The 19923-nt window shown below is 66.7% G+C and carries 22 protein-coding genes; 13 read left to right on the top strand and 9 right to left on the bottom strand.

All coding sequences use genetic code 11. The annotated features are described in order from the left end of the window. Positions 1-161: 161 nt before the first annotated feature. From metG to C7455_RS10805, 4 genes are all read right to left on the bottom strand, one after another. A complete protein-coding gene (gene metG / locus C7455_RS10820; protein ID WP_109668068.1) occupies positions 162-1871 on the bottom strand; it encodes a methionine--tRNA ligase in 1710 nt (569 codons plus the stop codon). Between the two features lie 67 nt (positions 1872-1938). After that, positions 1939-2685, bottom strand: coding sequence for an SDR family NAD(P)-dependent oxidoreductase (locus C7455_RS10815; RefSeq protein ID WP_109668067.1), 747 nt, complete (start codon positions 2683-2685; stop codon positions 1939-1941). Positions 2686-2778: 93 nt separating this feature from the next. After that, positions 2779-3999, bottom strand: a complete 1221-nt coding sequence (locus C7455_RS10810; protein ID WP_109668065.1) for an MFS transporter — start codon at positions 3997-3999, stop codon at positions 2779-2781. A 92-nt stretch (positions 4000-4091) separates the two neighbouring features. Beyond that, positions 4092-4712, bottom strand: a complete 621-nt coding sequence (locus C7455_RS10805; protein ID WP_109668063.1) for an ImuA family protein — start codon at positions 4710-4712, stop codon at positions 4092-4094. 102 nt (positions 4713-4814) lie between these two features. Between C7455_RS10805 and C7455_RS10800 the strand changes: the two genes are divergently transcribed. Continuing rightward, on the top strand, positions 4815-5861 hold the full coding sequence (locus C7455_RS10800) for an aldo/keto reductase (RefSeq protein WP_109668061.1): 1047 nt from the start codon (positions 4815-4817) through the stop codon (positions 5859-5861). Positions 5862-6067: 206 nt separating this feature from the next. Continuing rightward, complete coding sequence (locus C7455_RS10795) at positions 6068-7177, top strand: thioesterase family protein (RefSeq protein ID WP_109668059.1); 1110 nt, start codon at positions 6068-6070, stop codon at positions 7175-7177. Here C7455_RS10795 and C7455_RS10790 read toward each other — a convergent pair. Next, positions 7174-8037, bottom strand: coding sequence for a helix-turn-helix domain-containing protein (locus tag C7455_RS10790; RefSeq protein ID WP_109668057.1), 864 nt, complete (start codon positions 8035-8037; stop codon positions 7174-7176). The genes C7455_RS10795 and C7455_RS10790 overlap by 4 nt on opposite strands. A gap of 127 nt (positions 8038-8164) precedes the next feature. Here C7455_RS10790 and C7455_RS10785 point away from each other — a divergent pair, with 127 nt between their 5' ends. After that, entirely contained in the window at positions 8165-9046 is an 882-nt protein-coding gene (locus C7455_RS10785) for a fatty acid desaturase (protein WP_109668056.1), read from the top strand. A 37-nt stretch (positions 9047-9083) separates the two neighbouring features. Continuing rightward, entirely contained in the window at positions 9084-9998 is a 915-nt protein-coding gene (locus C7455_RS10780; protein WP_109668054.1) for an EamA family transporter, read from the top strand. Between the two features lie 56 nt (positions 9999-10054). Here the strand turns inward: C7455_RS10780 and C7455_RS10775 are convergent, their stop codons facing one another. Continuing rightward, positions 10055-10750 carry an NUDIX hydrolase gene (locus C7455_RS10775; protein WP_109668052.1) on the bottom strand — a complete coding sequence of 232 codons (696 nt, stop codon included), beginning with the start codon at positions 10748-10750 and terminating at the stop codon, positions 10055-10057. Then, on the bottom strand, positions 10723-11124 hold the full coding sequence (locus tag C7455_RS10770; RefSeq protein WP_109668050.1) for a DUF983 domain-containing protein: 402 nt from the start codon (positions 11122-11124) through the stop codon (positions 10723-10725). Before C7455_RS10770 ends, C7455_RS10775 begins: the two co-directional genes overlap by 28 nt. A gap of 134 nt (positions 11125-11258) precedes the next feature. Here C7455_RS10770 and C7455_RS10765 point away from each other — a divergent pair, with 134 nt between their 5' ends. The 4 genes from C7455_RS10765 (at position 11259) to C7455_RS20140 (ending at position 13293) form a co-directional block, all read left to right on the top strand. After that, the gene (locus C7455_RS10765) at positions 11259-11771 is read left to right on the top strand and encodes an EF-hand domain-containing protein (protein WP_109668048.1); all 513 of its coding nucleotides are present in this window, start codon (positions 11259-11261) and stop codon (positions 11769-11771) included. A gap of 80 nt (positions 11772-11851) precedes the next feature. Then, positions 11852-12439 (top strand): RNA polymerase sigma factor, encoded by a 588-nt coding sequence (locus C7455_RS10760; protein ID WP_109668046.1) that lies wholly within the window; start codon positions 11852-11854, stop codon positions 12437-12439. Continuing rightward, the gene (locus C7455_RS20145; protein WP_170119058.1) at positions 12429-12803 is read left to right on the top strand and encodes a hypothetical protein; all 375 of its coding nucleotides are present in this window, start codon (positions 12429-12431) and stop codon (positions 12801-12803) included. The genes C7455_RS10760 and C7455_RS20145 overlap by 11 nt, the downstream gene beginning before the upstream one ends. Further along, complete coding sequence (locus tag C7455_RS20140; protein ID WP_170119057.1) at positions 12796-13293, top strand: periplasmic heavy metal sensor; 498 nt, start codon at positions 12796-12798, stop codon at positions 13291-13293. Before C7455_RS20145 ends, C7455_RS20140 begins: the two co-directional genes overlap by 8 nt. On the opposite strand, the gene C7455_RS10750 is transcribed toward C7455_RS20140, so the two are convergent. After that, positions 13290-14672, bottom strand: coding sequence for a diguanylate cyclase domain-containing protein (locus C7455_RS10750; RefSeq protein ID WP_109668043.1), 1383 nt, complete (start codon positions 14670-14672; stop codon positions 13290-13292). The two genes, C7455_RS20140 and C7455_RS10750, sit on opposite strands and share 4 nt — an antisense overlap. Positions 14673-14789: 117 nt before the next feature. Between C7455_RS10750 and C7455_RS10745 the strand changes: the two genes are divergently transcribed. After that, entirely contained in the window at positions 14790-15068 is a 279-nt protein-coding gene (locus C7455_RS10745) for a DUF3572 domain-containing protein (protein WP_342767633.1), read from the top strand. A gap of 16 nt (positions 15069-15084) precedes the next feature. Here the strand turns inward: C7455_RS10745 and C7455_RS10740 are convergent, their stop codons facing one another. Continuing rightward, positions 15085-15528 (bottom strand): MarR family winged helix-turn-helix transcriptional regulator, encoded by a 444-nt coding sequence (locus C7455_RS10740; protein WP_109668039.1) that lies wholly within the window; start codon positions 15526-15528, stop codon positions 15085-15087. Between the two features lie 95 nt (positions 15529-15623). Between C7455_RS10740 and C7455_RS10735 the strand changes: the two genes are divergently transcribed. From C7455_RS10735 to C7455_RS10720, 4 genes are all read left to right on the top strand, one after another. Next, the gene (locus C7455_RS10735) at positions 15624-16325 is read left to right on the top strand and encodes an HAD family hydrolase (protein WP_109668213.1); all 702 of its coding nucleotides are present in this window, start codon (positions 15624-15626) and stop codon (positions 16323-16325) included. Positions 16326-16483: 158 nt separating this feature from the next. Further along, entirely contained in the window at positions 16484-18052 is a 1569-nt protein-coding gene (locus C7455_RS10730; RefSeq protein ID WP_109668211.1) for a trimethylamine methyltransferase family protein, read from the top strand. Positions 18053-18150: 98 nt separating this feature from the next. Further along, the gene (locus C7455_RS10725; protein WP_109668037.1) at positions 18151-18768 is read left to right on the top strand and encodes a heme NO-binding domain-containing protein; all 618 of its coding nucleotides are present in this window, start codon (positions 18151-18153) and stop codon (positions 18766-18768) included. Then, positions 18765-19871, top strand: a complete 1107-nt coding sequence (locus C7455_RS10720; RefSeq protein ID WP_109668035.1) for a GGDEF domain-containing protein — start codon at positions 18765-18767, stop codon at positions 19869-19871. The genes C7455_RS10725 and C7455_RS10720 overlap by 4 nt, the downstream gene beginning before the upstream one ends. The last annotated feature ends 52 nt before the right edge of the window (positions 19872-19923 follow it).

The raw sequence follows: 19923 nt of genomic DNA, 5'->3' as shown, positions 1-19923 counted from the left end.
GGGGCTTCTCCGTTTACGATCATCGGCGTCCCCGCCTGTACCGCGCCGTCAATCTGGAGGCGGCATGGTTAAGAAAGCGTGAAGAGCCTTCTCTGTTTCAGAAATATCCCGGGGGGAGTCGCGGAACGCGACGGGGGGCTGGCCCCCCTCCGCCCTTTCCGTCAGGTTCGGACGCCTGAGAAGCGCGCCGCCCAGTCCGTCCGTGTCTCGTCGTCGATCTTGGCGAACATGACCTCGGGCACGGTGAAGCCATGACCCGGCGCGAGGGTGGACAGCGCCGCCTCCGCGCTCTCGGGCCATGTCGGTTCCACCCCCATCGCATCTGCCATGGTCGCAGCGGCGTCCGGGATGAAGGGGGCCGAAAGCCCCGCGTAGAACGGGATCAGATTCAGCGCGAAGCGCGTGATCGCCGCCGCCCGCTCCGGGTCATCCTTGAACACGGTCCAGGGACCGGCCGATTGCAGGTATTCGTTGCCCGCCACCCAGATCGCGCGCAGTTCGGCGGCGGCCTTGCGGATCTCGATGGCGTCCATATGCATCTCGTAGCGCTCCATCCGGGCCTGCAGGTCGTCGATCAGGGCCTGTTCCTGCGGGCCGTAGGCACCGCCTTCGGGCACCGTCTCGCCGAATTTCGACCGGCAGAATTTCGTGATGCGGCTGACGAAATTGCCAAGCACATCTGCCAGATCCTTGTTCACATCCTGCTGGAATGCCTCCCAGGTAAATTCCGTGTCCGAGCTTTCGGGCACATGGCTCAAGAGCCACCAGCGCCAGTAGTCCGCCGGCAAGATCTCCAGCGCTTGATCCATGAACACGCCGCGACCCTGGCTGGTGGAGAATTGGCCGCCGTCATAATTAAGATAATTGAAGGACTTGATGTAATCGACCAGCTTCCACGGCTCGCCCGAGCCGAGGATCGTCGCGGGAAAGCTCAGCGTGTGGAAGGGTACGTTGTCCTTTCCCATGAACTGGACATAGCGCACGTCGTCCGCGCCCTTGTCGGTGCGCCACCAGCGTTCCCAATCCGTACCTTTCCCCGCCTCGACCCATTCGGCGGCGCAGGCGATGTACTCGATGGGCGCGTCGAACCAGACGTAGAAGACCTTGCCCTCCATTCCCGGCCAATCCTCTGTCCCGCGCTTGACCGGGATGCCCCAATCGAGGTCGCGGGTGATGCCGCGGTCTTGCAACCCGTCGCCATCGTCGAGCCATTTGCGCGCGATCGACGTGGTCAGGATCGGCCAGTCGAGTTTCGAGTCGATCCACGCGCGCAGCTCGCCCCGCATGGCGGATTGGCGCAGGTAAAGGTGTTTGGTCTCGCGCACCTCCAGATCCATCGAGCCCGAGATCGCCGAGCGCGGGTTGATAAGGTCGGTGGGGTCAAGCTGCTTTGTGCAGTTCTCGCACTGGTCGCCGCGCGCGCGGTCATAGCCGCAGTTGGGGCAGGTGCCCTCGATGTAGCGGTCGGGCAGGAAGCGGCCGTCGGCGATGGAATAGACCTGTTTCTCGCTGACCTCGCGGATTAGCCCGGCCTTGGCCAGTTGCCCTGCGAAATGCTGGGTCAGGCGGTGGTTCTGCGGGCTGGAGGACCGCCCGAAATGATCGAAGGACAAACGGAACCCGCGCCCCAGCGCGTCCTGCACCGACCACATCTCGGCGCAATACTCCGCTACAGGCTTGCCGGCCTTGGCGGCGGCCAGTTCGGCCGGCGTGCCATGCTCATCCGTGGCGCACAGGAACAGAACCTCGTCGCCCCGCGCGCGCTTGTAGCGGGCGTATAGATCGGCCGGCAGCTGGCTGCCCACCAGATTGCCCAGGTGCTTGATCCCGTTGATATAGGGGATCGCCGAGGTGATGAGGATGCGTGCCATCTTGGCCTCCGGTCTGCGCTGACGCCCCGTTTAGCGCCGCGCGGGGCCGGAGGCCAGAGGGCAGGCGCTATTGCGCCGTGTAGCCGCCATCGACCAGATGATAGGACCCGGTGACAAAGGATGCACGGTCCGACAGCAGGTAGCACACCAGCGACGACACCTCCTCGGGCGTGCCCATGCGCTTGAGCGTGTGCATCCCTTCCAGCGCCTTGAGCGTGTCGCCGTCGAGCGCCGCTTCGACCATCGGCGTGTGGATGAAGGCCGGCCCGACCGCGTTGAAGCGGATGTTGTCGGCGGAATGATCAAGTGCGGCCGCTTTCGTCAGGCCCAGAAGCGCATGTTTCGTGGCCACATAGGCCCCCGCGCCGCCAAAGCCCACGGATCCGAGGATGGAAGAGATGTTGACGACCGCGCCCCCGCCCGCCGCCTTCATCGCCGGGATGGCGTAGCGCATCCCGTAAAAGACCCCGTTCAGGTTTACATCGATGACCTTGTGCCAGCCATCAAGTGGGTAGTTGCCCAAAGGTTCCAGTGGGCCGCCGATGCCGGCATTGTTGACCAAAAGGTGCAGCGCGCCGGTCTCGCGTACCGCGAAATCGACCATCTTTTCGACCTGCGCGGCAGAGGCCACGTCGGTCGCGATGGCCAGCGCCCCATGCCCGACCGCCTTTGCGGCATCGCGGGTCTTGCCTTCCTCGAGGTCGGCGAGGATCACGCGTGCGCCGCTTTGGGCCAGATCATGGGCGATGGCCAGCCCGATCCCCGAGGCGGCGCCGGTAACGATGGCGGTTTTCCCGTCGAAACGAATATCCATGTGGATGTCTCCCTTTTCCCTCTGTCGTCAGTCTGACGACGCCAGACTGGCACAGGGCAAGACGCGCGGCCTTGCCCTCGATCAAGACCGGGGTCAGTCCTTGCCGGTCCGGCGGAAGATGCGGCCCACGAGGAAGGATGTGCGCGGAATCCAGACATAGGGCCCGCGCGGCTGCGCGCTTGGGCGGCGGCGCATGCGGATGATGCCGAAGATCACAAGGCCCACATGCGCCACCGCGATCAAGGCGAAGAGCGCGCCCGGTCCATAGGCCGCGATCAGCCAAGCCGTGACCAGGGGCGCGGCGGTCGCGCCGATGGCGTAGAAGAACATGAGCGCCGCAGACAATTCCACGCGCTGGTCATCTTCGGCCCAGTCATGGGCATGGGCGGCCGAGATCGAATAGATCGGAAAGGTCGCCGCGCCAAAGACGAGTGCTGCGACAAAGATCGCGGCGACGCCAAGGCCCGAGAACACGACCGTGACGCCGCAGGCCGCGATGGAGCCGACCGAAAACCAGATCAGCACATGGCGCCGGTCATGCCGGTCGGCGGCCCAGCCCGCGGGCCATTGCGCGAATGCGCCCCCCAGCACATAGGCGGCAAGGAAGAACCCGATCTGGTCCGCCGTCAGCCCGACCTGTGCGCCGTAGAGCGGCCCGACCATGCGGAAGGCCGCGCCCGACACGCCCGAGACTATCACGCCGGCGACGGCCAGGGGCGAGAGCCGCCAGGCCAGCCCGGGGCGCAGGCGCGGGGCCTCGCCGGTGTCGGGCTGCGTGGCCCGGCTGAGCGTGAGGGGCAGCAGCGCCGCGATGCACAAGATGCCAAGCAGGTTGTAGGAGACGTATGAGGCCGGCGCGAGCACCCCGATCATCAATTGCGCGACAAGGCTGCCTGCGGTGTCGACCATGCGGTAGGTGCCCATGGTCCGGCCCCGGTTGGCGTTGTCGGTCTTGGCCTGCAGCCAGGCCTCGATCACCGTGTAGCAGCCCGCCACGCAAAACCCCGTCGCCGCCCGCATCAAGGCCCATGCATAGGGGTCGATGACCATCATGTGCGCCAGCAATCCGATGGCGCCCGCCGCGGTGAAGGCCGCGAAGGCGCGGGAATGCCCCACCTGTCCCATCACCCGCGGCGCCCACCAGCAGCCGACGAAGAAGCCCAGGAAATGCGCCGAACCCAACAGGCCGATCTGCCCGTTGGTGAAGCCCAGTTCCGTGCCTGACAGCACGTCGAGCGGCCCCACCCCGCCCGAGGAGAGCTGCAACAGCAGCACCGAGAGAAACAGCGCGGCGAAGGAGACGATCAGGCGCATCCGGGGCAGGCCTTGGGGTGGTTTCCCTTTGCGTAGCCGGGCAGGGCGGGGGATGCACGCGGGATTTCGCCCGCTGCAGTCGGTTTCGGGGATCAGGCCGGTTCGCGCACCTCGGGCACGACGATCCGCGCCCGACCGTCAGCCCCGCGCGTCACGGACCATTCCCCCGGCGGTGCGTCGCGCCCCCTCAGCCGTGCCAGCCGCCAGCCCGTCGCCTCGGCTCCATGCGCGGGGTCGAGCCGCCAGCGGCTTTCCACCCCTGCAGCCCCCCCGTCGCCCGGCGTCACGATCAGGCCCAGAGCCGTGCCGCCCCGCGCCTCCAGCCCCGCCTCGGCGGCCAGATGCAACCGGCGCACCGGCGTCAGGCCGGGGGGATCGGGCAGGTCCGCCACGACCAAGGGCACGACGCCCGCGCGCAACGCCTCCTCCATCGACCACAAGATATCCTCGGGCCGGTCGGGTTCGACGAAGATCAGGCGGCCGGGGTCGATCTCGGCCCGCACGCCCGCCATGTGCAACCGGTCGGGGTGCCAGGCGGGCCGGATCCACAGCACCGGCCCCGTGGTTTGTGCCGCCAGCCACAAGGCCAGCCGCCGCCGCGCGGGCCCGCAGACCTCATGCGCGCGCGCGCCCGCCAGCCGGAACCGGCCCAGAAGCGGTACGCCGGGGCGGTCGTGGCGATGGGATTGGCGGGTCAGTTTCGTCAGGTCCATGGGAGTGAGTATATATGTTCGCTAAATGTTCTCAAGCCCCGCCCTTGCACATCCCCGCCCGCTGGCTAGGGTCCGCCCCGAACAGGACAAGGGGACAAGACCATGCGCCAGATCGCTCTCGGCACGACCGACACGATGATCACCGATTACTGCCTGGGTACGATGACATGGGGCAACCAGACGCCCGAGGATGATGCGCACCGGCAGATGGACATGGCGCTGGATGCCGGCATCACCATCGTCGACACCGCCGAGATGTATCCGGTCAACCCCGTGCGCGCCGAAACCGTGGGCGTGACCGAGGAAATCCTCGGCAACTGGAACGCGGCCAACCCGGGCCGCCGCGGGGATTACGTGCTGGCGACCAAGATCACCGGCAAGAACGCGGCTTTCGTGCGGCCGGGCGAGGATATCACCGGCGCAACCTTTGCCGCCGCCATCGACGCCTCGCTTGCGCGTCTCAAGACCGATGTGATCGACATCTACCAGATGCACTGGCCCAACCGGGGCAGCTACCATTTCCGCCAATACTGGCGCTTCGATCCCTCGAAACAGGATCGCGCCACGACGCTCGCGCATATGGAAGAGGTGCTGGAGGCCGCGGATCAGGCCGTGAAGGCCGGCAAGATCCGCCATTTCGCCCTGTCCAACGACAGCGCATGGGGCACGGCGCAATGGCTGCGGCTGGCACAAGATCGCGGATTGCCGCGCGTGCAGTCGATCCAGAACGAATATTCGCTGCTGTGCCGTCTCTACGACACCGACATGGGCGAGTTGGCGGTGAACGAGCAGGTGACGCTCTTGGCCTATTCGCCTTTGGGTGCTGGCCTTCTGACCGGGAAATACCAAAACGGCGCGATCCCCGAGGGGAGCCGGATGGCCGGCAACGGGGACTTGGGCGGGCGCAAGACCGACCGCGCCTTTGACGCCGTCGACGCCTATCTGGCGCTGGCCGAAAAGCACGGGCTCGACCCGGTTCATATGGCACTGGCCTTTACCGTCCAGCGGCCTTTCCCGGTTTCGACGATCTTCGGGGCGACGACGTCGGAGCAACTGTCCCGTATCCTGTCAGGACTGGATGTCACCCTCTCGCCCGAGCTGCTGGAAGAGATCGACGCGACCTACAAGGCGCACCCGATGCCGTTCTGACGGGTCTGTGGATAAATTTGTGGATTTATCCGCTTTATGGAAAAAAATAGCGTAAATAGGTCCGAAAATACCTGTTTGAGTTAGAAAAGTGATGGTTGGATTTCATCTGTTCCCCGATCGCGCTCCGCTGTTCGGCGAAATCCGCGTGACAGCCCGCCCCCGCCGCGCAAGACTGCGGCGGGGCAATCAGCAAGAAGGGTCCAGCGATGCCGGTCGTGCTATGCTATGGCGACAGCAACACCCATGGCACCACGCCGATCAGCCGGATCGGCCAGCTTGACCGCCACCCGCCCGGCACGCGCTGGCCCGATGTGATGGCCGCGGCCCTTGATCCTGAGGCGCAGGTTATCGCCGAGGGCCTGCCGGGCCGCACCACTGTCCATGACGACCCGGTGGAAGGCGGCTGTCGCAACGGCATCGCCGTCCTGCCTGCGGTTCTGCACAGCCACCGGCCCATCGACCTGATGATCGTCATGCTTGGCACCAATGACCTCAAGCCGCGTTTTTCTGTCGGGGCGTTCGATATCGCCCGGTCGGTCGAACGGCTCTGCCTTGCCGCCCGGGCCGAGGGTGTGGTGACCGATCTGCTGATCGTGGCCCCCGTTCCCGTGGTCGAAACCGGCGCATTGGCCGAGGCTTTCGCGGGTGCCGAGGCGCGGCAGGCAGGGCTTGCCGCCCATCTGGCCGCCGTCGCTGACCGGATCGGCGCGGGCTTCGTCGAGGCGGGCGCACATGTCGCTGTCTCGCCCGTCGACGGCATCCATTGGGACGCGGCGTCGCACCAAGCTTTCGGCGCGGTCATGGCGGAGGCTGTGGCGGCCCGCCTGTCCCCGCCCGTGCCGGACCCGGCCACGCCCTTGGCCCCGGTGACGCTCGACCGCGCGGTTCCCGCCGCTTGGGCCGATTACAATGGCCACATGAACGAGGCGCATTTCGTCAGCGCGTTTTCCGCCGCCGCCGACCGCTTGCTGCTTTGGGCGGGGATGGATGCGGCGGCCATCGCGGCGGGGCACTCGGTCTTTACCGTCGAAACCCATGTCCGCTATCTGGCCGAGGTGCAGATCGGCGACCGCATCCGGGTCACCACCCGCGTGCTGCAGGGCGGCACGCGCAAGTTCCACATCTGGCACGAGCTGTTCGTGGGCGAGACGCTCTGCGCTACCGGCGAGCAATTGCTGCTGCATGTCGATCTTGCCACCCGGCGCCCGGCCAACCCACCGCAAGCCATGGCTGCATGGCTGACGCGCATCGCACGCGCCCATGCCGCGCTGCCCTTGCCCGAAGGCTTGGGCCGTCACGTAGGCCAGCCGCGCTAACGCACCAGTGCGCGCAACCCCTCCAGATGGCGGGGGATGTCCCGCGATGACACCTGCGCCTCGCGCACCAGCCAGTCGAAATGGCGCGTCACCGTGCGCACCCGGTCGCGGTCGCGAAAGGCGATGTAGTGCCGCCCAAGGTAGATCACCGCCATCTTCGGCCCGAACACAGTGACCGGCGCCGACCAGACGCGGCGCGCGTCATAAAGAAAGATCCGCAAGGATGGGTAGAACTGGTCATAGACCTCGGACAGCCAGTCGATCTGGGCGCGGCGCACCTCGACCTCCAGCCCGCTGTAATAGCCCTCGCCGCGGGCGAAGCTCTCCATCTCGTGGACGGCCATGGCCATTTCGTAATCGCCCTCGGTCAGACGCATCCAGTCGAGCCGTTCGGCCGCCGCGTCGATGGCGGCATCGGGACGACGATGGGTCAGCGGCGCATATTCCCACCTGAGCAGCGCGTTGGTCTTGAGCATGTCGGGCAGGGTCGCGGGCACATGGCGGATCTTGTAGCCCTCGGCCTCCCGGTGCCAGGCGAAGATCTGGTCATCAAGTCCGGTCGCGCGCCCCGTCTCGGAAATCGACAGCGAACTGTCCAAGAGCGCGCCTGCCTGTTCCGGCCGGTCGGTCAGCCCCAAAAGCCAATCGGCCGAGACATCCAGCGCCTGCGCGCAAGCCGCGACCACATGGCCGCCTGGCATGCGCGTGTCGTCCGGCGCCAGCATCTGCGTGACGCTGGAGCGATCGATGCCTATGGCGCGCGCCAGCGCGGCCCGGCTGAGGCCCGAGATCGCCAGCGCCGCCGCCAGCCGGTCGCGGAACGTGGCGGCAACACTGCGTTTGTCCGATTTATCAAACATTGTAGTGTTTCCAAAACGCCGTTGAGTTTAAGGTGAGAAAACCCCGACTGCCTGCAAAGCGCAAGGTCACATATCCGTTACACCTGAAAGGGTCGGCAAGGCCCGCTGCAGGGGATACGGGCAAATCATGCGGATCGAATGGCCGACGCTGGCGCTGATTGTGGCCAGCTATGTCGGGCTGTGGCTGGGGGTCTTTGTCCTGCCGGGCGTGAGCATGGCGCTGGCCCTCGCTGTCTTGATCCCGGTAATTGCGCTGCAATCCTCGCTGCAACATGAGGTGATCCATGGCCATCCCTTTGCCGAACGCCGTCTGGGCGAGGCGCTGGTCTTCCCCTCCTTCAACCTTGCCATCCCCTATCTGCGGTTCCGCGACACGCATCTGGCGCACCACATGGATGCGACCCTGACCGACCCTTATGACGACCCGGAAACGAACTACCTCGACCCGGCCGTCTGGCGGACGCTGCCGCGTGCGCAGCAACGCCTGTTGAACGCCAACAACACGCTTGCGGGTCGCATGATCCTTGGGCCGCTGATCGGTCAGGTGAGTTTCATGGCCGCCGACTGGCGCGCGATCCGGGCGGGGGATCGTGCCGTGCTGGCGGCTTGGGCGTGGCACCTGCCGTCAACCGTGGCGCTGGTGGCGCTTGTCGCGGCCTCCCCCCTGCCGCTCTGGGCCTACCTGCTTGCCTGCTATGCGGGGCTGTCGATCCTCAAGATCCGAACCTTTCTCGAACATCAGGCGCATGAGCGCGCCCGCGGCCGCACCGTCATCATCGAGGATCGCGGGCCGCTGGCCTTCCTGTTTCTCAACAACAACCTGCATGTGGTCCATCACATGCACCCCAAACTGCCGTGGTACCGCCTGCCGCGCATCTACTGGAACAACCGCGAGGCCTATCTGGGCCGAAACGCGGGCTACAGCTATCCGGGCTATGGCGCGATCTTCCGCCAGCACCTCCTGCGCGCGAAAGACCCGGTGCCCCATCCCCTTTACCCTGAGAATTAGATTGCAGGCCGGGGGTTTGCGGCGCATGTGAGACGTCATGCCCGTCTGGATCACCGCCACAATCCTTGCCGCCTTCTTCCAGAACCTGCGGTTCTTGCTGCAGCGGCATCTGAAAGTGACGACCCTGTCCACCATGGGCGCGACATGGGCGCGCTTTGCCTTTTCCATGCCGCTGGTGGTGGTGGCATTGGGCCTCTGGCTATGGATCAGCGGGCAAAGCCTGCCCGCCGTAACGCCCGCCTTCTGGACCTATGCCTGTATCGGCGCGATGGGCCAGATGCTGGCGACGGCCTGTGTCGTGACCTTGTTCGGTCGGCGCAATTTCGCGGTCGGCGTGACATTGGCCAAGACCGATGTGGTGCTGAGCGCGGGGCTGGGCCTGATCGTGCTGGGCGAGGCGGTGTCGGTGCCTGTCATGGTTGCCATCTTCGTGGGCTTCGCCGGTGTCATGCTCCTGTCCGACCCGCCAAAGGGCGAGGTCGCGCTGACGATCTGGGCGCGGCTGTTCAATCCCGCCTCCGGCTATGGCCTGCTGTCCGGCTTGCTCTTCGGTCTGTCGGCGGTCTGCTATCGGGGCGCGACGCTGAACCTGACGGGCGGCGACGAGCTTTTGCGCGCCGCCGTCGCGCTTTTGGTGGCGACCGTGGTGCAGACCGCAACGCTGGGACTGTGGCTGGCCTGGCGCGAGGCGGGGCAGATCGGGCGTGTGCTGGCGTCTTGGCGGGTGTCGGGGCTGATGGGGCTGACCTCGATGCTGGGGTCACTGGCGTGGTTCACGGCCTTTGCGCTGCAGACGGCGGCCTATGTCAAGGCGCTGGGGCAGATCGAACTGGTCTTCACCTTTCTCGTCTCGGCGCTCTGGCTCAAGGAACGCTCCTCAAGCAAGGAGATCGCGGGGGCGGTCCTGCTGGTCGTCTCGGTCCTCATCATCTTTCTGGGCGCACTGGCCTGAAGGCAATGGTGGCGGTCTTGCAGGTCGCAGAGCAGCGCTGCGTCTGACGGCGCGGCCTATAGGCGCGAGAAGCGGCTGATGTCGGTCCGGTTGTCGAAGAAGGGCACGCCGGGGGCGGCGCGTCCGTCCAGCCGGGCGGCCAATTCCGCCAACACCACCTCGGTGATGAACGGCATGTCATAGCCCCGCACCTCGTCCAGCGGCACCCAGTGCAGATGCCCCAGTTCTTCCTCGGCACGGCTGAAATCGTCGGGGTCGTTCCTCAGCGCGCCGGCCTCGACCAGAAAGAACCGCGCATCAAAGCGGCGCGGGCGACCCGGCGGCGTGATCGCGCGAAACAAGAAGGTCAGGTCCGTACCGTCGGGCAGATGGCCGGTGCCAAGATAGCCGCGCCAGCCCTGCGGCTTGTCCATCGTGCCTGCGCGGACATCCGGCGCGCCGATCAAGAGACCGGTTTCCTCCCACAACTCGCGCGTGGCCGCTGCGACCAGCAGGGCCGGGGCAAGATCGCTGTCGCGCGCCAGCGCCGCAGCGCAGACAGGCGCGGGCTGCGTGGCCAGCGGGATGGCGGCATCGACCGCATCCACGGCCCCGCCCGGAAAGACGAATTTCGACGGCATGAAGGCCGCATCCTTGCCGCGCTGCCCCATCAGCACCCGCGGGCGGGTCGTGGCGTCGCGCAGCACGATCACCGTGGCGGCGTTCCGGAGGGCGGTCTTGTCCACTAGAAGCCGTGCATCCGCTTCGCCCACTGGATCCCCACGATCATGCCCTTGAACCGGGGCAGAAGGTAAAGGGCCATGGCGATGACGCCAACCGAAAACGTGCCCGCCATCACCCAAGGGCTCGGCTGGAACATCTCGTAGGTGAAAAGCTGCAAGGTTCCCATCACCTTGGCCGTCAAAAGGATCGACAGATAGGCTGGCCCGTCATCGGCGCGCGCGGGGCTCAGATCCTCGCCGCAGACGGTGCAGGCAGGTTGCAGCTTGAGGTATCCGTCGAACAGACCCGGCTCGCCGCAACAGGGGCAGCGGCGGCGCAGCCCGCGCAACACGGCGGGGCCGGTGGGCCGTTCGGGTGGGCCGGGCAGAAACTCGGGGCGCAGGCTGGCATCTTCGTGGGTCATGGGCCTCTAGATGCGCCGCCGCGCGCCCTGCGTCCAGAGACGTCTCGCCGCGCCCCCCTGAAAATAGATGCGACGGAACCGGGGCGCGGCTGCGTGGAACAGGTCAGACACAGCAAGCAACAGGAGATGTGCTCATGTCGATGTTCAAGGCAGGCGTTCTGGCCGCGATGATCCCCCTGGCTCTCGCAGCCCCCGCGGTGGCCCAGCAAGGTCCGGGCCGCGGAATGGCCCCCGAGATGCTGTTTTCCGAGATGGATCTGGACGGCGATGGCGCGGTGACGCTGGAAGAAATGCAATCCGCCCGCGAGGGCCGTTTCGCGCGGGCCGATGCCGATGGCGACGGGCTGGTGACGCGTGACGAGCTGCTCGCGCAGGCCATGACGCGGGCCGAGGTCGGGGTCGACCGTCTGCTCGAGGCGGCTGATGCCGATGGCGACGGCGCGCTCAGCGCAGCCGAGATCGAGGAGATGCGCGAGGCCCGCCGTACCGCCCGCATGGCCCGGATGTTCGAGCGGATGGATGCGGATGGCGATGGCGTTCTCTCGCAGGCCGAGTTCGACGCGATGGTCGACCGCATGGGCGAGCGCCGGGGCGACCGGGGCGAGCGTCGTGGCCATGGCCACGGCCATGGTTTCAGGCGCGGCTGAGACCTGCCGCCGGGATGCGCGCGAGATGTTCGGCGCGCATCTTGCTTTCACGGACCCGAGGGGAACGGTAGTCATACGGCATGTCGCAGCATCAGCCCGCGGATTCCCGGCTCTCCGATGGGGCGCTGATGGTTCTCTTCGCCAATGGCGATCCGGGGGCGGCGCGCGTCTTGACCGAACGGCTTTTGCCGCGCGCGCTCGGCCATGCCGCCCGGGTTCTGGGCGACCGCGCCGAGGCCGAGGATGTGGCGCAAGAGGCGATGATGCGCCTCTGGCGTGCGGCCCGCGATTGGCGGCAGGACGGCGAGGCAGCACCCGCGACATGGCTCTACCGCGTGGTGGCGAACCTGTGCGTCGACCGGCTGCGGCGCAGGGGTCGGACCGACCCGCTCGACGATCCCGATCTGGCTGCCGATGGCGCGCCGGGGGTGGTGTCGCAGATGGTGGAGGCCGACCGGATTGCGGCGCTGGATGCCGCGCTCGCCAGCCTGCCCGAACGGCAGCGTCAGGCGGTGGTGCTGCGCCATATCGAGGGGCTGTCGAACCCCGAGATCGCGGCGATACTGGATATTGGGGTGGAGGCCGTGGAAAGCCTGACCGCCCGGGGCAAGCGCGCGCTGGGTGCAGCACTTGCCGGCAGGAAGGAGGCCCTTGGCTATGACGATTGAGCGTGACGATGCCGCACTGGAGGCGGCCTTGGCGGCGGCGCGGGGTCGGACGATCCCGCCCGACGACCTTGTGGCGCGCGTGCTGGCCGATGCCGCCCGCGTGCAGGCCGAGCAGATGGCTGCAGCCCCGGCACCGCGCCGCGCGGGCTGGGTGCAGGGGCTGGTCGCGGGCATGGGCGGCTGGCGGGCGGTTTCGGGCGTGTCGCTGGCGGGCGTCGCCGGTCTGGCGATGGGCTTTGCCGCGCCCGACCTTGTGGATGCATGGTCGGGCGGGCAGATCTGGGCGCTGTCTGGCGGCGCGGGCACGATGCCCGAGATCGGCGCGCTTTGGGATGGTGCATGGGAGGAGTTTGGCGATGTCTGATCCGACCGAAGGGCAGGGGCGGCCCCGCACACCGGGGCGCGGCGTCAAGATCGCGCTGGGCCTGTCGCTGGCGGTGAACCTGTTGATCCTCGGGCTGGTCGGCGGTGCGCTGCTGGCAGTGGGGCCGGGGCGGTCGGGCGGGGATGATCCGCGTCTGCGCACGCTGGGCCTTGGACCTTTCGCCATCGCCCTGTCGCGCGAGGACCGCGCCGCCGTCACCGACCGGATCGACCGCGACGCGCTGCGCGCCGAGCGGCGCGCGCTGGGGCGCAGCCTTGTTCAGTTGCGCGACGCGATCGTGGCCGAGCCTTTCGACCGCGCGGCGGCCGAGGCGGCGCTGGAGGGGTCGCGGAGTGCGGCGGCGGGTTTGCAGGGTCTGGGCCATGCGGCGCTGCTCGATCAGGTCGAGACCATGAGCGCGGCGGAGCGGGCGGATCTGGCCGGGCGTCTGAGCCGGGCGTTGCGCCGGATGGGCGGGCGCGACCGCTAGGCGGCGGGAAGGGTCGAGAGGGTGACCTGATCGCGGCCATGTGCCTTGGCCCCGTAAAGGGCGGCATCGGCCCGGTCGATCAGGCTTTGGGCGGTTTCATCCGTATCCGTTCCCGCCAGCGCGATCCCGACGCTCAGCGTGACAGACAAGGGCGGGACACCCCCACCGATGGCAAAGGGCTGATCCGCGACCGCGGCGCGCAACCGTTCGGCGCAGTCAAGCGCCGTGGCGCGATCGCACTCGGGCAAGGCCACGAGGAATTCCTCGCCACCGATACGGGCCAGCAGGTCGCCACCACGCAACTGCGCGCGCAACCGTCGCGCGACAAGGTTCAAAACCTTGTCGCCAACCGAATGGCCATGGGTGTCGTTGACCTGCTTGAAATGGTCGATGTCGAGCAGCATGACCCCGACCCGCTGTCCTTGGCGCGCCAGCATCCGGTCAAGCTCGAACAGGCCGTAGCGGCGGTTGTGCAGCCCCGTCAGGCTGTCGGTCACCGCCATCTCCAGCCCTACCTGAAGCGAGGCGCGCAGCCGGTCGGCCTGCCTTTTGTGGCCAAGCTGGGCGCGGATGCGGATGGCCAGTTCCTGCGGGTCGAACGGGTCGTACAATATGTCATGCGCCCCCAGATCCAGCGCGATGGCGGCGCGTTCGCTGTCGCCGCCGGGCAGGATCATCACCGTTGCCGCATGGCGCGTGGCGGGGCGCGAGCGCAGGTCCGACAGCAGGCGCAACCCCTCGTTGCGGTGGCTGAGGTCGGCGGCGATGACGAAGACATCGGGCGCGTCCGCGTCATCGACGCCAAAGGAACTGAGCGCCGCGTCGCGCGGAAGGATCGACACCTCGCCCCCCACCCTGTCGTCAAGCGCCGTTTTCCACAGCACGGCCCCCTTGGGTCCCGGCGCGATCAGGGCGATCCGGCCAGGTTTTTCCTTGGCGCTGAACCCGGCGGCGGCCTCGGCAAATCCCAGCGCGGGGTCACCCCGATGCTTGAGCTCGCGCGCGGTCTCGCGTGCCCGCAATAGTGAGCGCACACGCGCCAGCAGCGTCACCTCGTCCACCGGCTTGGTCAGGAAATCATCGGCCCCGGCCTCCAGCCCGGCCATCTTCGACTCGCGGTCGGCGAGCGCGGTGATCAAGATCACCGGGATGTCGGCGGTTTCCGGATCGGCCTTGAGCTTGCGACACACCTCAAGGCCCGACATGTCGGGCATCACCACGTCGAGCAAGATCAGGTCGGGGGGATTGGCGCGTGCGGCGATCAGGGCGGCGGTGCCGCAATCGGCCTGGTCGACGGCATAGCAGGCGGCTGCCAGCTTGACCTTCATGACAATGCGGTTCGTCGCCACATCATCGACAACCAGAATTCGCCCTGTCATGCGCGCCTCTTGCCAACTACTCGCCTGTCCGTTGTCGACACCGGGTGCCACGGACTGTAGAATGGTTTTGGCCTTGAATGGTTAACAAAGTCTTTAGTCGGCGGGTGCTTCTTGGGGATGAATGAAGATTTGGCGGAAACCCGCGCACTTGGCGTGCTGGGCTGGATCGCGGCGGAGGAACGCCTTCTGCCGGTCTTTCTCGGGGCGACGGGCACCACCGAGTCCGATTTGCGCGCCCGCGCGGCCGAGCCTGTTTTCCTCGCCGCGGTCATGGATTTTCTCATGCTGGATGACGCTTGGGTGGTCGATTGCGCCGCAGCCCTCGGCTTCCGACCCGAGGAGGTCTTGCAGATCCGCGCTGCCCTGCCCGGTGGGGATCTTCCGCACTGGACCTGACCGGCCCAAGCAAAGCTCAGGGCAGTTCGTCCGCCGCCAGCTTGGCCAAGAGCGCCTTGAGCGTTTCCAGCTCGGCCTGCGTCAGCTTGTGGTGGAAATAGACCGATGCAGCGCGGCAAAACGGCAAGGCCGCCTCGAATTGCGTCTGTCCCAGCTCGGTCAGGCGCACCTCGGTGGTACGCCGGTCGTCGCGGCCCATCTCGCGCATGATCAGGCCGTCGGTTTCCAGCTGCCGCAGCGCGCGGGACGTTGCGGTCCGGTCGATGCCGACGAAATTGGCGATGTCGGAGGGGTTCTTCTTGCCCTCTTCGGCGACCGCGACCAGCACGCACCAGCCCACCCGCGTCAGGCCGAAGCGGCGCAAATCGTCCTCGACCCGCCGCTCCAGTATCCGGGCCGTGCGGGTGATCTGATGGCCCACACTGTCTTGCAGGCTGTATTTTTTACCGGTGCCGTCCATGCTGGCATTGGGCTATAGAGCGTCACACGCATCCTGTCACGCGTTATGAAAGACAGGTGAAATTTTGCCGCCAAAAACAACCTGGAGTTGTGAAATTGTCATCACAGACCGCGGGCCTGCTGTTCGACAAGGATGGCACCCTTTTCGATTTCCACCAAAGCTGGTCGGCATGGGTTCTCGAGCTGATCGACACCTTGTCGAAGGGGGATCCGGGGCATCGTGACCTGATCGCCGAATGTCTGGAATATGACTATCAAAACAAGGCATTCCACCCCGGTGCCCTGTCGATCGCAGGCACGGTCAAGGAACAGGCGACCGTCTTGGCGCCCGCGCTGCCCGACTGGTCGACGGTCGAGATCGAGGCCTATCTTGTGCGCGCGGCCGCCCATGCGCGGATGGTTCCCGCCACCCCTCTGGCGCCCTTGCTGGGCGGTTTGCGCGACGCCGGGTTGCGGCTTGGAGTGGCCACGAACGACGCCGAATCCTCGGCGCGACGTCACCTTGAAGTTGCTGAAATAATTGACAAATTCGACTATATTGCCGGATATGATTCGGGTCATGGCGCCAAACCTGCTCCGGGCATGTGCACGGGTTTCGCCGTGGCCATGGATCTCGATCCGGCAACTTGCGTGATGATCGGCGACAGCCATCACGATCTTGTGGCCGGCCGCGCGGCTGGCATGGTCACGGTTGCGGTGCTGACCGGAATGGCGGGTCATGACGATCTCGCACCGCTGGCCGATGCGGTCCTGCCCGACATAGGGGCCTTGCCCGCGTGGTTGGCCGCGCGCGACTGACGCGACGGGGCTGGCCAGGCAGGGTCGAGGGACCAGGGCGCGGAAATGCGACCTTTCGCGTCGGAGACGGGCATTCCGAGCCTCCGGCGATGGGGGAGGTTGAACCCCGACCCGCGCGCACGGACCCGTCCGCCGCCGCCCCCCACAAGGCCCATCCCATGACCGACGCTGCCGACCTCACCGCCCCCCGCCGCCGCCGCACCGGTGGACGGGCGGGCCATTCCGCCCGCGCCGGTCACGAGGTCATCGACCAGATGCCGTGGCGGGTGCCTCTCAACACCGATCGCCCCACCGAACCCCTGCCGCCCGAAGGCGTGCAGGCCATCCATGACGGCGCGATGCGGGTGCTCTCCGAGATCGGGATCGAGTTCCTCAACGACGAGGCGCTGGGCCACCTGCGCGACGCAGGCTGCAAGATCGAAGGGCAGACCGCACGCTTCGACCGCCAGTTCGTCGAGGAGATGGTGGCCAAGGCCCCACCCTCCTTCACGTTGACCCCCCGCAATCTTGCCCGCCAGATCACCATCGGCGAGGGGCATATCGTCTTTGGCAACGTCTCCTCGCCGCCCAACGCCTGGGACCTGGTGCGCGGCAAGCGCCCCGGCGACATGGAAACCTACCGCGAGTTCATCAAGCTGACGCAATATTTCAACTGCATGCATTTCGCGGGCGGCTATCCCGTTGAGCCCATCGACGTCCATGCCAGCGTCCGCCACCTCGATTGCCTGTATGACAAGCTCACGCTGACCGACAAGGTGGTGCACGCCTATTCGCTGGGCCCCGAACGGGTTGAGGATGTGATGGAGATGGTGCGCATCGCGGGTGGTCTCAGCCACGCCGAATTCGACGCGACGCCCCGGATGTACACCAACATAAATTCGGTCAGCCCGCTGAAACACGACTGGCCGATGCTCGATGGCGCGATGCGGCTGGCGCGGCGGGGCCAACCCGTGGTCGTCACCCCCTTCACGCTGGCGGGCGCGATGGCGCCGGTCACGCTGTCGGGCGCGGTCATGCTGTCGGTCGCCGAGGCGCTGGCGGCCATCGCGCTATTGCAATGGATCGCGCCGGGTTGCCCGGTGGCCATCGGCACCTTCACTTCCAATGTCGACATGAAATCCGGCGCGCCCGCCTTTGGCACGCCCGAATACATCCGCGCGACCCAGATGACCGGACAGATGGCGCGGTTCTATCGCTTGCCGCTCAGGTCCTCGGGCGTCTGTGCTGCCAATGTGCCCGATGCTCAGGCGATGTGGGAGACGATGAATTCGCTCTGGGCGGCCGTCCAGTCGGGCACCAACATGGTCTATCACGCGGCCGGCTGGCTGGAGGGCGGGCTGATCGCGTCCCCTGAGAAATTCGTGATGGATTGCGAGGTCTTGCAGCAGTTCCAGCGCTATTTCGAGCCGCAGATCCTTGGCACGTCCGAGGTTGATCTGGCCATCGACACCATCGCCGAGGTAGGCCCCGGCGGCCATTTCTTTGGCTGCCAGCATACCCAAGACCGCTATCAAGACGCCTTCTATGGTCCCTTCTTGTCGGATTGGCGCAATTACGAGGCGTGGCAGTTGGCGGGCAGCGTCGGGACCACCGAGCGCGCGCACGGCATCTACAAGCGCATCATTGCCGAGTTCGAGCCGCCGCCGATGGATGCGGGCACCCAAGATGAACTCACCGATTTCGTCGCGCGCCGCAAACGCGAGGGTGGCGCACCGACGGATTTCTGAGGCGCCCTCAGGCCCTGCAAATGCCTTGATATCGCCCCGGTTGCGAAAGGCTTCGTTTACGCTTGCACCGGTATCTCTGGCCCTGCGGGTGGCGTCATATGCCCGCGGTCAGCGATGAGGTTTTTGACATGCATGGCATGGTGAACCGCGCCTTGCAGGGGTTCTTGGTGGCGACATATGGCGCGGATGTCTGGGCCGAGGTGCGCGGTCAGGCGGGCCTGCCCTTTGCCGATTTCGAGGCGATGCTGGATTATCCCGACGAGATGACGCTGGCCTGTTTCGGGGCGGCCTGCCACGTGCTGCACAAGCACCCCAATGTCTTGCTGGAAGATTTGGGGACATGGCTGGTGACCGACACCCATCTGGAACCCCTGCGCCGACTGATGCGCTTTTCCGGCGCGAGTTTTCTCGATTTTCTCCACTCCCTCGAAGAGCTTGGGGATCGTGGCCGTCTGGCCGTGCCCGATCTGGACATGCCCCAGATCGAGCTGGACCAGATTGACCCCGCCAGTTTCCGCATCCGCGCGCGCTGGTCCCTTCCGGGTATCGCGCCGATCCTGATGGGCTGCCTGCGCGCCTTGGCCGATGACTACGGCGCGCTGGCCTTCTTGCGGCTGGACGGGATCGACCGGGGGGTGGAATGCCTGCATGTCCAACTGCTTGATACCGCGTTTTCCGAGGGGCGCAGTTTCGATCTGGGGCGGGTGGCGTCATGACAGGGCTTCCCCCCAGCCTTAGCCGGGTGATCGGCCTGTCGGGCGGCGCGCTCGACGTGCTGATGCCGATGCATGTCTGGGCCGATCCCGATGGGCGCGTGGTGCAGGCCGGGCCGACGCTCACCAAGATGGCGCGGCGGGGCGACCTGACGGGCCTGCCGCTGTTTCGCATTCTGGAATTTCGACGCCCTGCCCGGGTTGACGGGGTGCAGGCGCTGATGGCGCTGGCGGGACAACGGCTCGGCCTTGCGCTGCGCGATGCGCCCGATCTGCCGCTGAGGGGCGCGCTTACCACCCTGCCCGAGGGGACGGGGCTGATCCTCGACATTTCGCTGGGCCTGTCCTTTGCCCGCGCTGTCGCCGAATTCGGGCTTACCCTCAACGATTTCTCGCCTTGCGACCAGACTGTCGAACTTCTGTATCTACACGAGGCCAATACCTCGACCATGGCGCTGTCGCGGCATCTGTCCCGTCGGCTGGAGGCCGCACGCGCCGAGGCGGAGGCGCAGGCGCTCAGCGATCCCCTGACGGGTCTGGCCAACCGCCGCGCCATGGACGCAGAGATTGCGCGCTGCCTTGACGATCCGGGGCAGGATTTCGGTCTGCTCCACATCGACCTCGACCGGTTCAAGCAAGTCAATGACACGCTTGGCCATGCTGCGGGCGATGCGGTGCTGGCACGCGTGGGCGCGATCTTGCGCCACCAGTTGCGCCACACCGATGTGGCGGGCCGTGTGGGCGGGGATGAATTTTTGGTCTTGCTGCGCGACTGCCCCGACCGTGCGGAAATGGCCGCTGTTGCCGCCCGCCTGATTGCCGCAATCGAGGAACCTGTGCCCTTCGAGGGGCATCTGTGCCGCATCTCGGCCTCCATCGGCTTGGCGGCGAGTATCGATTACAACCAGCGGCCCGGCCTCGACCGGGTGTTGGCCGACACCGATGCAGCCCTTTATGCCGCGAAACGGGGCGGGCGCGGGCGCTATGCGGCCCATGGTGAGCCCGAGCCCGCGCCGCGCCGTCGGGCGGGGGACGCGGCCCCGGGCGGTTTCACGCGCCGCTGCCTCGATCCGCTGGTGTCGACGCCGAACACCGGCGGGGATTGAGGCTGGGCGCGGCGGCGCTACCTCTGTCGCCTTGACGCGACAAGGACACGCC

Source organism: Roseicyclus mahoneyensis (genome assembly GCF_003148775.1).
In the GTDB taxonomy this organism is placed as follows: domain Bacteria; phylum Pseudomonadota; class Alphaproteobacteria; order Rhodobacterales; family Rhodobacteraceae; genus Roseicyclus; species Roseicyclus mahoneyensis.
Note: the sequence above shows the minus strand (reverse complement) of the source record. Positions and strands in the feature narration are given on the sequence as shown.

Bases quoted from the DNA above. Each gene is read 5' to 3' on its own strand.
- metG (WP_109668068.1), bottom strand. From the start codon at position 1,871: ATGGCACGCATCCTCATCACCTCGGCGATCCCCTATATCAACGGGATC.
- C7455_RS10815 (WP_109668067.1), bottom strand. From the start codon at position 2,685: ATGGATATTCGTTTCGACGGGAAAACCGCCATCGTTACCGGCGCCGCC.
- C7455_RS10810 (WP_109668065.1), bottom strand. From the start codon at position 3,999: ATGCGCCTGATCGTCTCCTTCGCCGCGCTGTTTCTCTCGGTGCTGCTG.
- C7455_RS10805 (WP_109668063.1), bottom strand. From the start codon at position 4,712: ATGGACCTGACGAAACTGACCCGCCAATCCCATCGCCACGACCGCCCC.
- C7455_RS10800 (WP_109668061.1), top strand. From the start codon at position 4,815: ATGCGCCAGATCGCTCTCGGCACGACCGACACGATGATCACCGATTAC.
- C7455_RS10795 (WP_109668059.1), top strand. From the start codon at position 6,068: ATGCCGGTCGTGCTATGCTATGGCGACAGCAACACCCATGGCACCACG.
- C7455_RS10790 (WP_109668057.1), bottom strand. From the start codon at position 8,037: ATGTTTGATAAATCGGACAAACGCAGTGTTGCCGCCACGTTCCGCGAC.
- C7455_RS10785 (WP_109668056.1), top strand. From the start codon at position 8,165: ATGCGGATCGAATGGCCGACGCTGGCGCTGATTGTGGCCAGCTATGTC.
- C7455_RS10780 (WP_109668054.1), top strand. From the start codon at position 9,084: ATGCCCGTCTGGATCACCGCCACAATCCTTGCCGCCTTCTTCCAGAAC.
- C7455_RS10770 (WP_109668050.1), bottom strand. From the start codon at position 11,124: ATGACCCACGAAGATGCCAGCCTGCGCCCCGAGTTTCTGCCCGGCCCA.
- C7455_RS10765 (WP_109668048.1), top strand. From the start codon at position 11,259: ATGTCGATGTTCAAGGCAGGCGTTCTGGCCGCGATGATCCCCCTGGCT.
- C7455_RS10760 (WP_109668046.1), top strand. From the start codon at position 11,852: ATGTCGCAGCATCAGCCCGCGGATTCCCGGCTCTCCGATGGGGCGCTG.
- C7455_RS20145 (WP_170119058.1), top strand. From the start codon at position 12,429: ATGACGATTGAGCGTGACGATGCCGCACTGGAGGCGGCCTTGGCGGCG.
- C7455_RS20140 (WP_170119057.1), top strand. From the start codon at position 12,796: ATGTCTGATCCGACCGAAGGGCAGGGGCGGCCCCGCACACCGGGGCGC.
- C7455_RS10750 (WP_109668043.1), bottom strand. From the start codon at position 14,672: ATGACAGGGCGAATTCTGGTTGTCGATGATGTGGCGACGAACCGCATT.
- C7455_RS10745 (WP_342767633.1), top strand. From the start codon at position 14,790: ATGAATGAAGATTTGGCGGAAACCCGCGCACTTGGCGTGCTGGGCTGG.
- C7455_RS10740 (WP_109668039.1), bottom strand. From the start codon at position 15,528: ATGGACGGCACCGGTAAAAAATACAGCCTGCAAGACAGTGTGGGCCAT.
- C7455_RS10730 (WP_109668211.1), top strand. From the start codon at position 16,484: ATGACCGACGCTGCCGACCTCACCGCCCCCCGCCGCCGCCGCACCGGT.
- C7455_RS10725 (WP_109668037.1), top strand. From the start codon at position 18,151: ATGCCCGCGGTCAGCGATGAGGTTTTTGACATGCATGGCATGGTGAAC.
- C7455_RS10720 (WP_109668035.1), top strand. From the start codon at position 18,765: ATGACAGGGCTTCCCCCCAGCCTTAGCCGGGTGATCGGCCTGTCGGGC.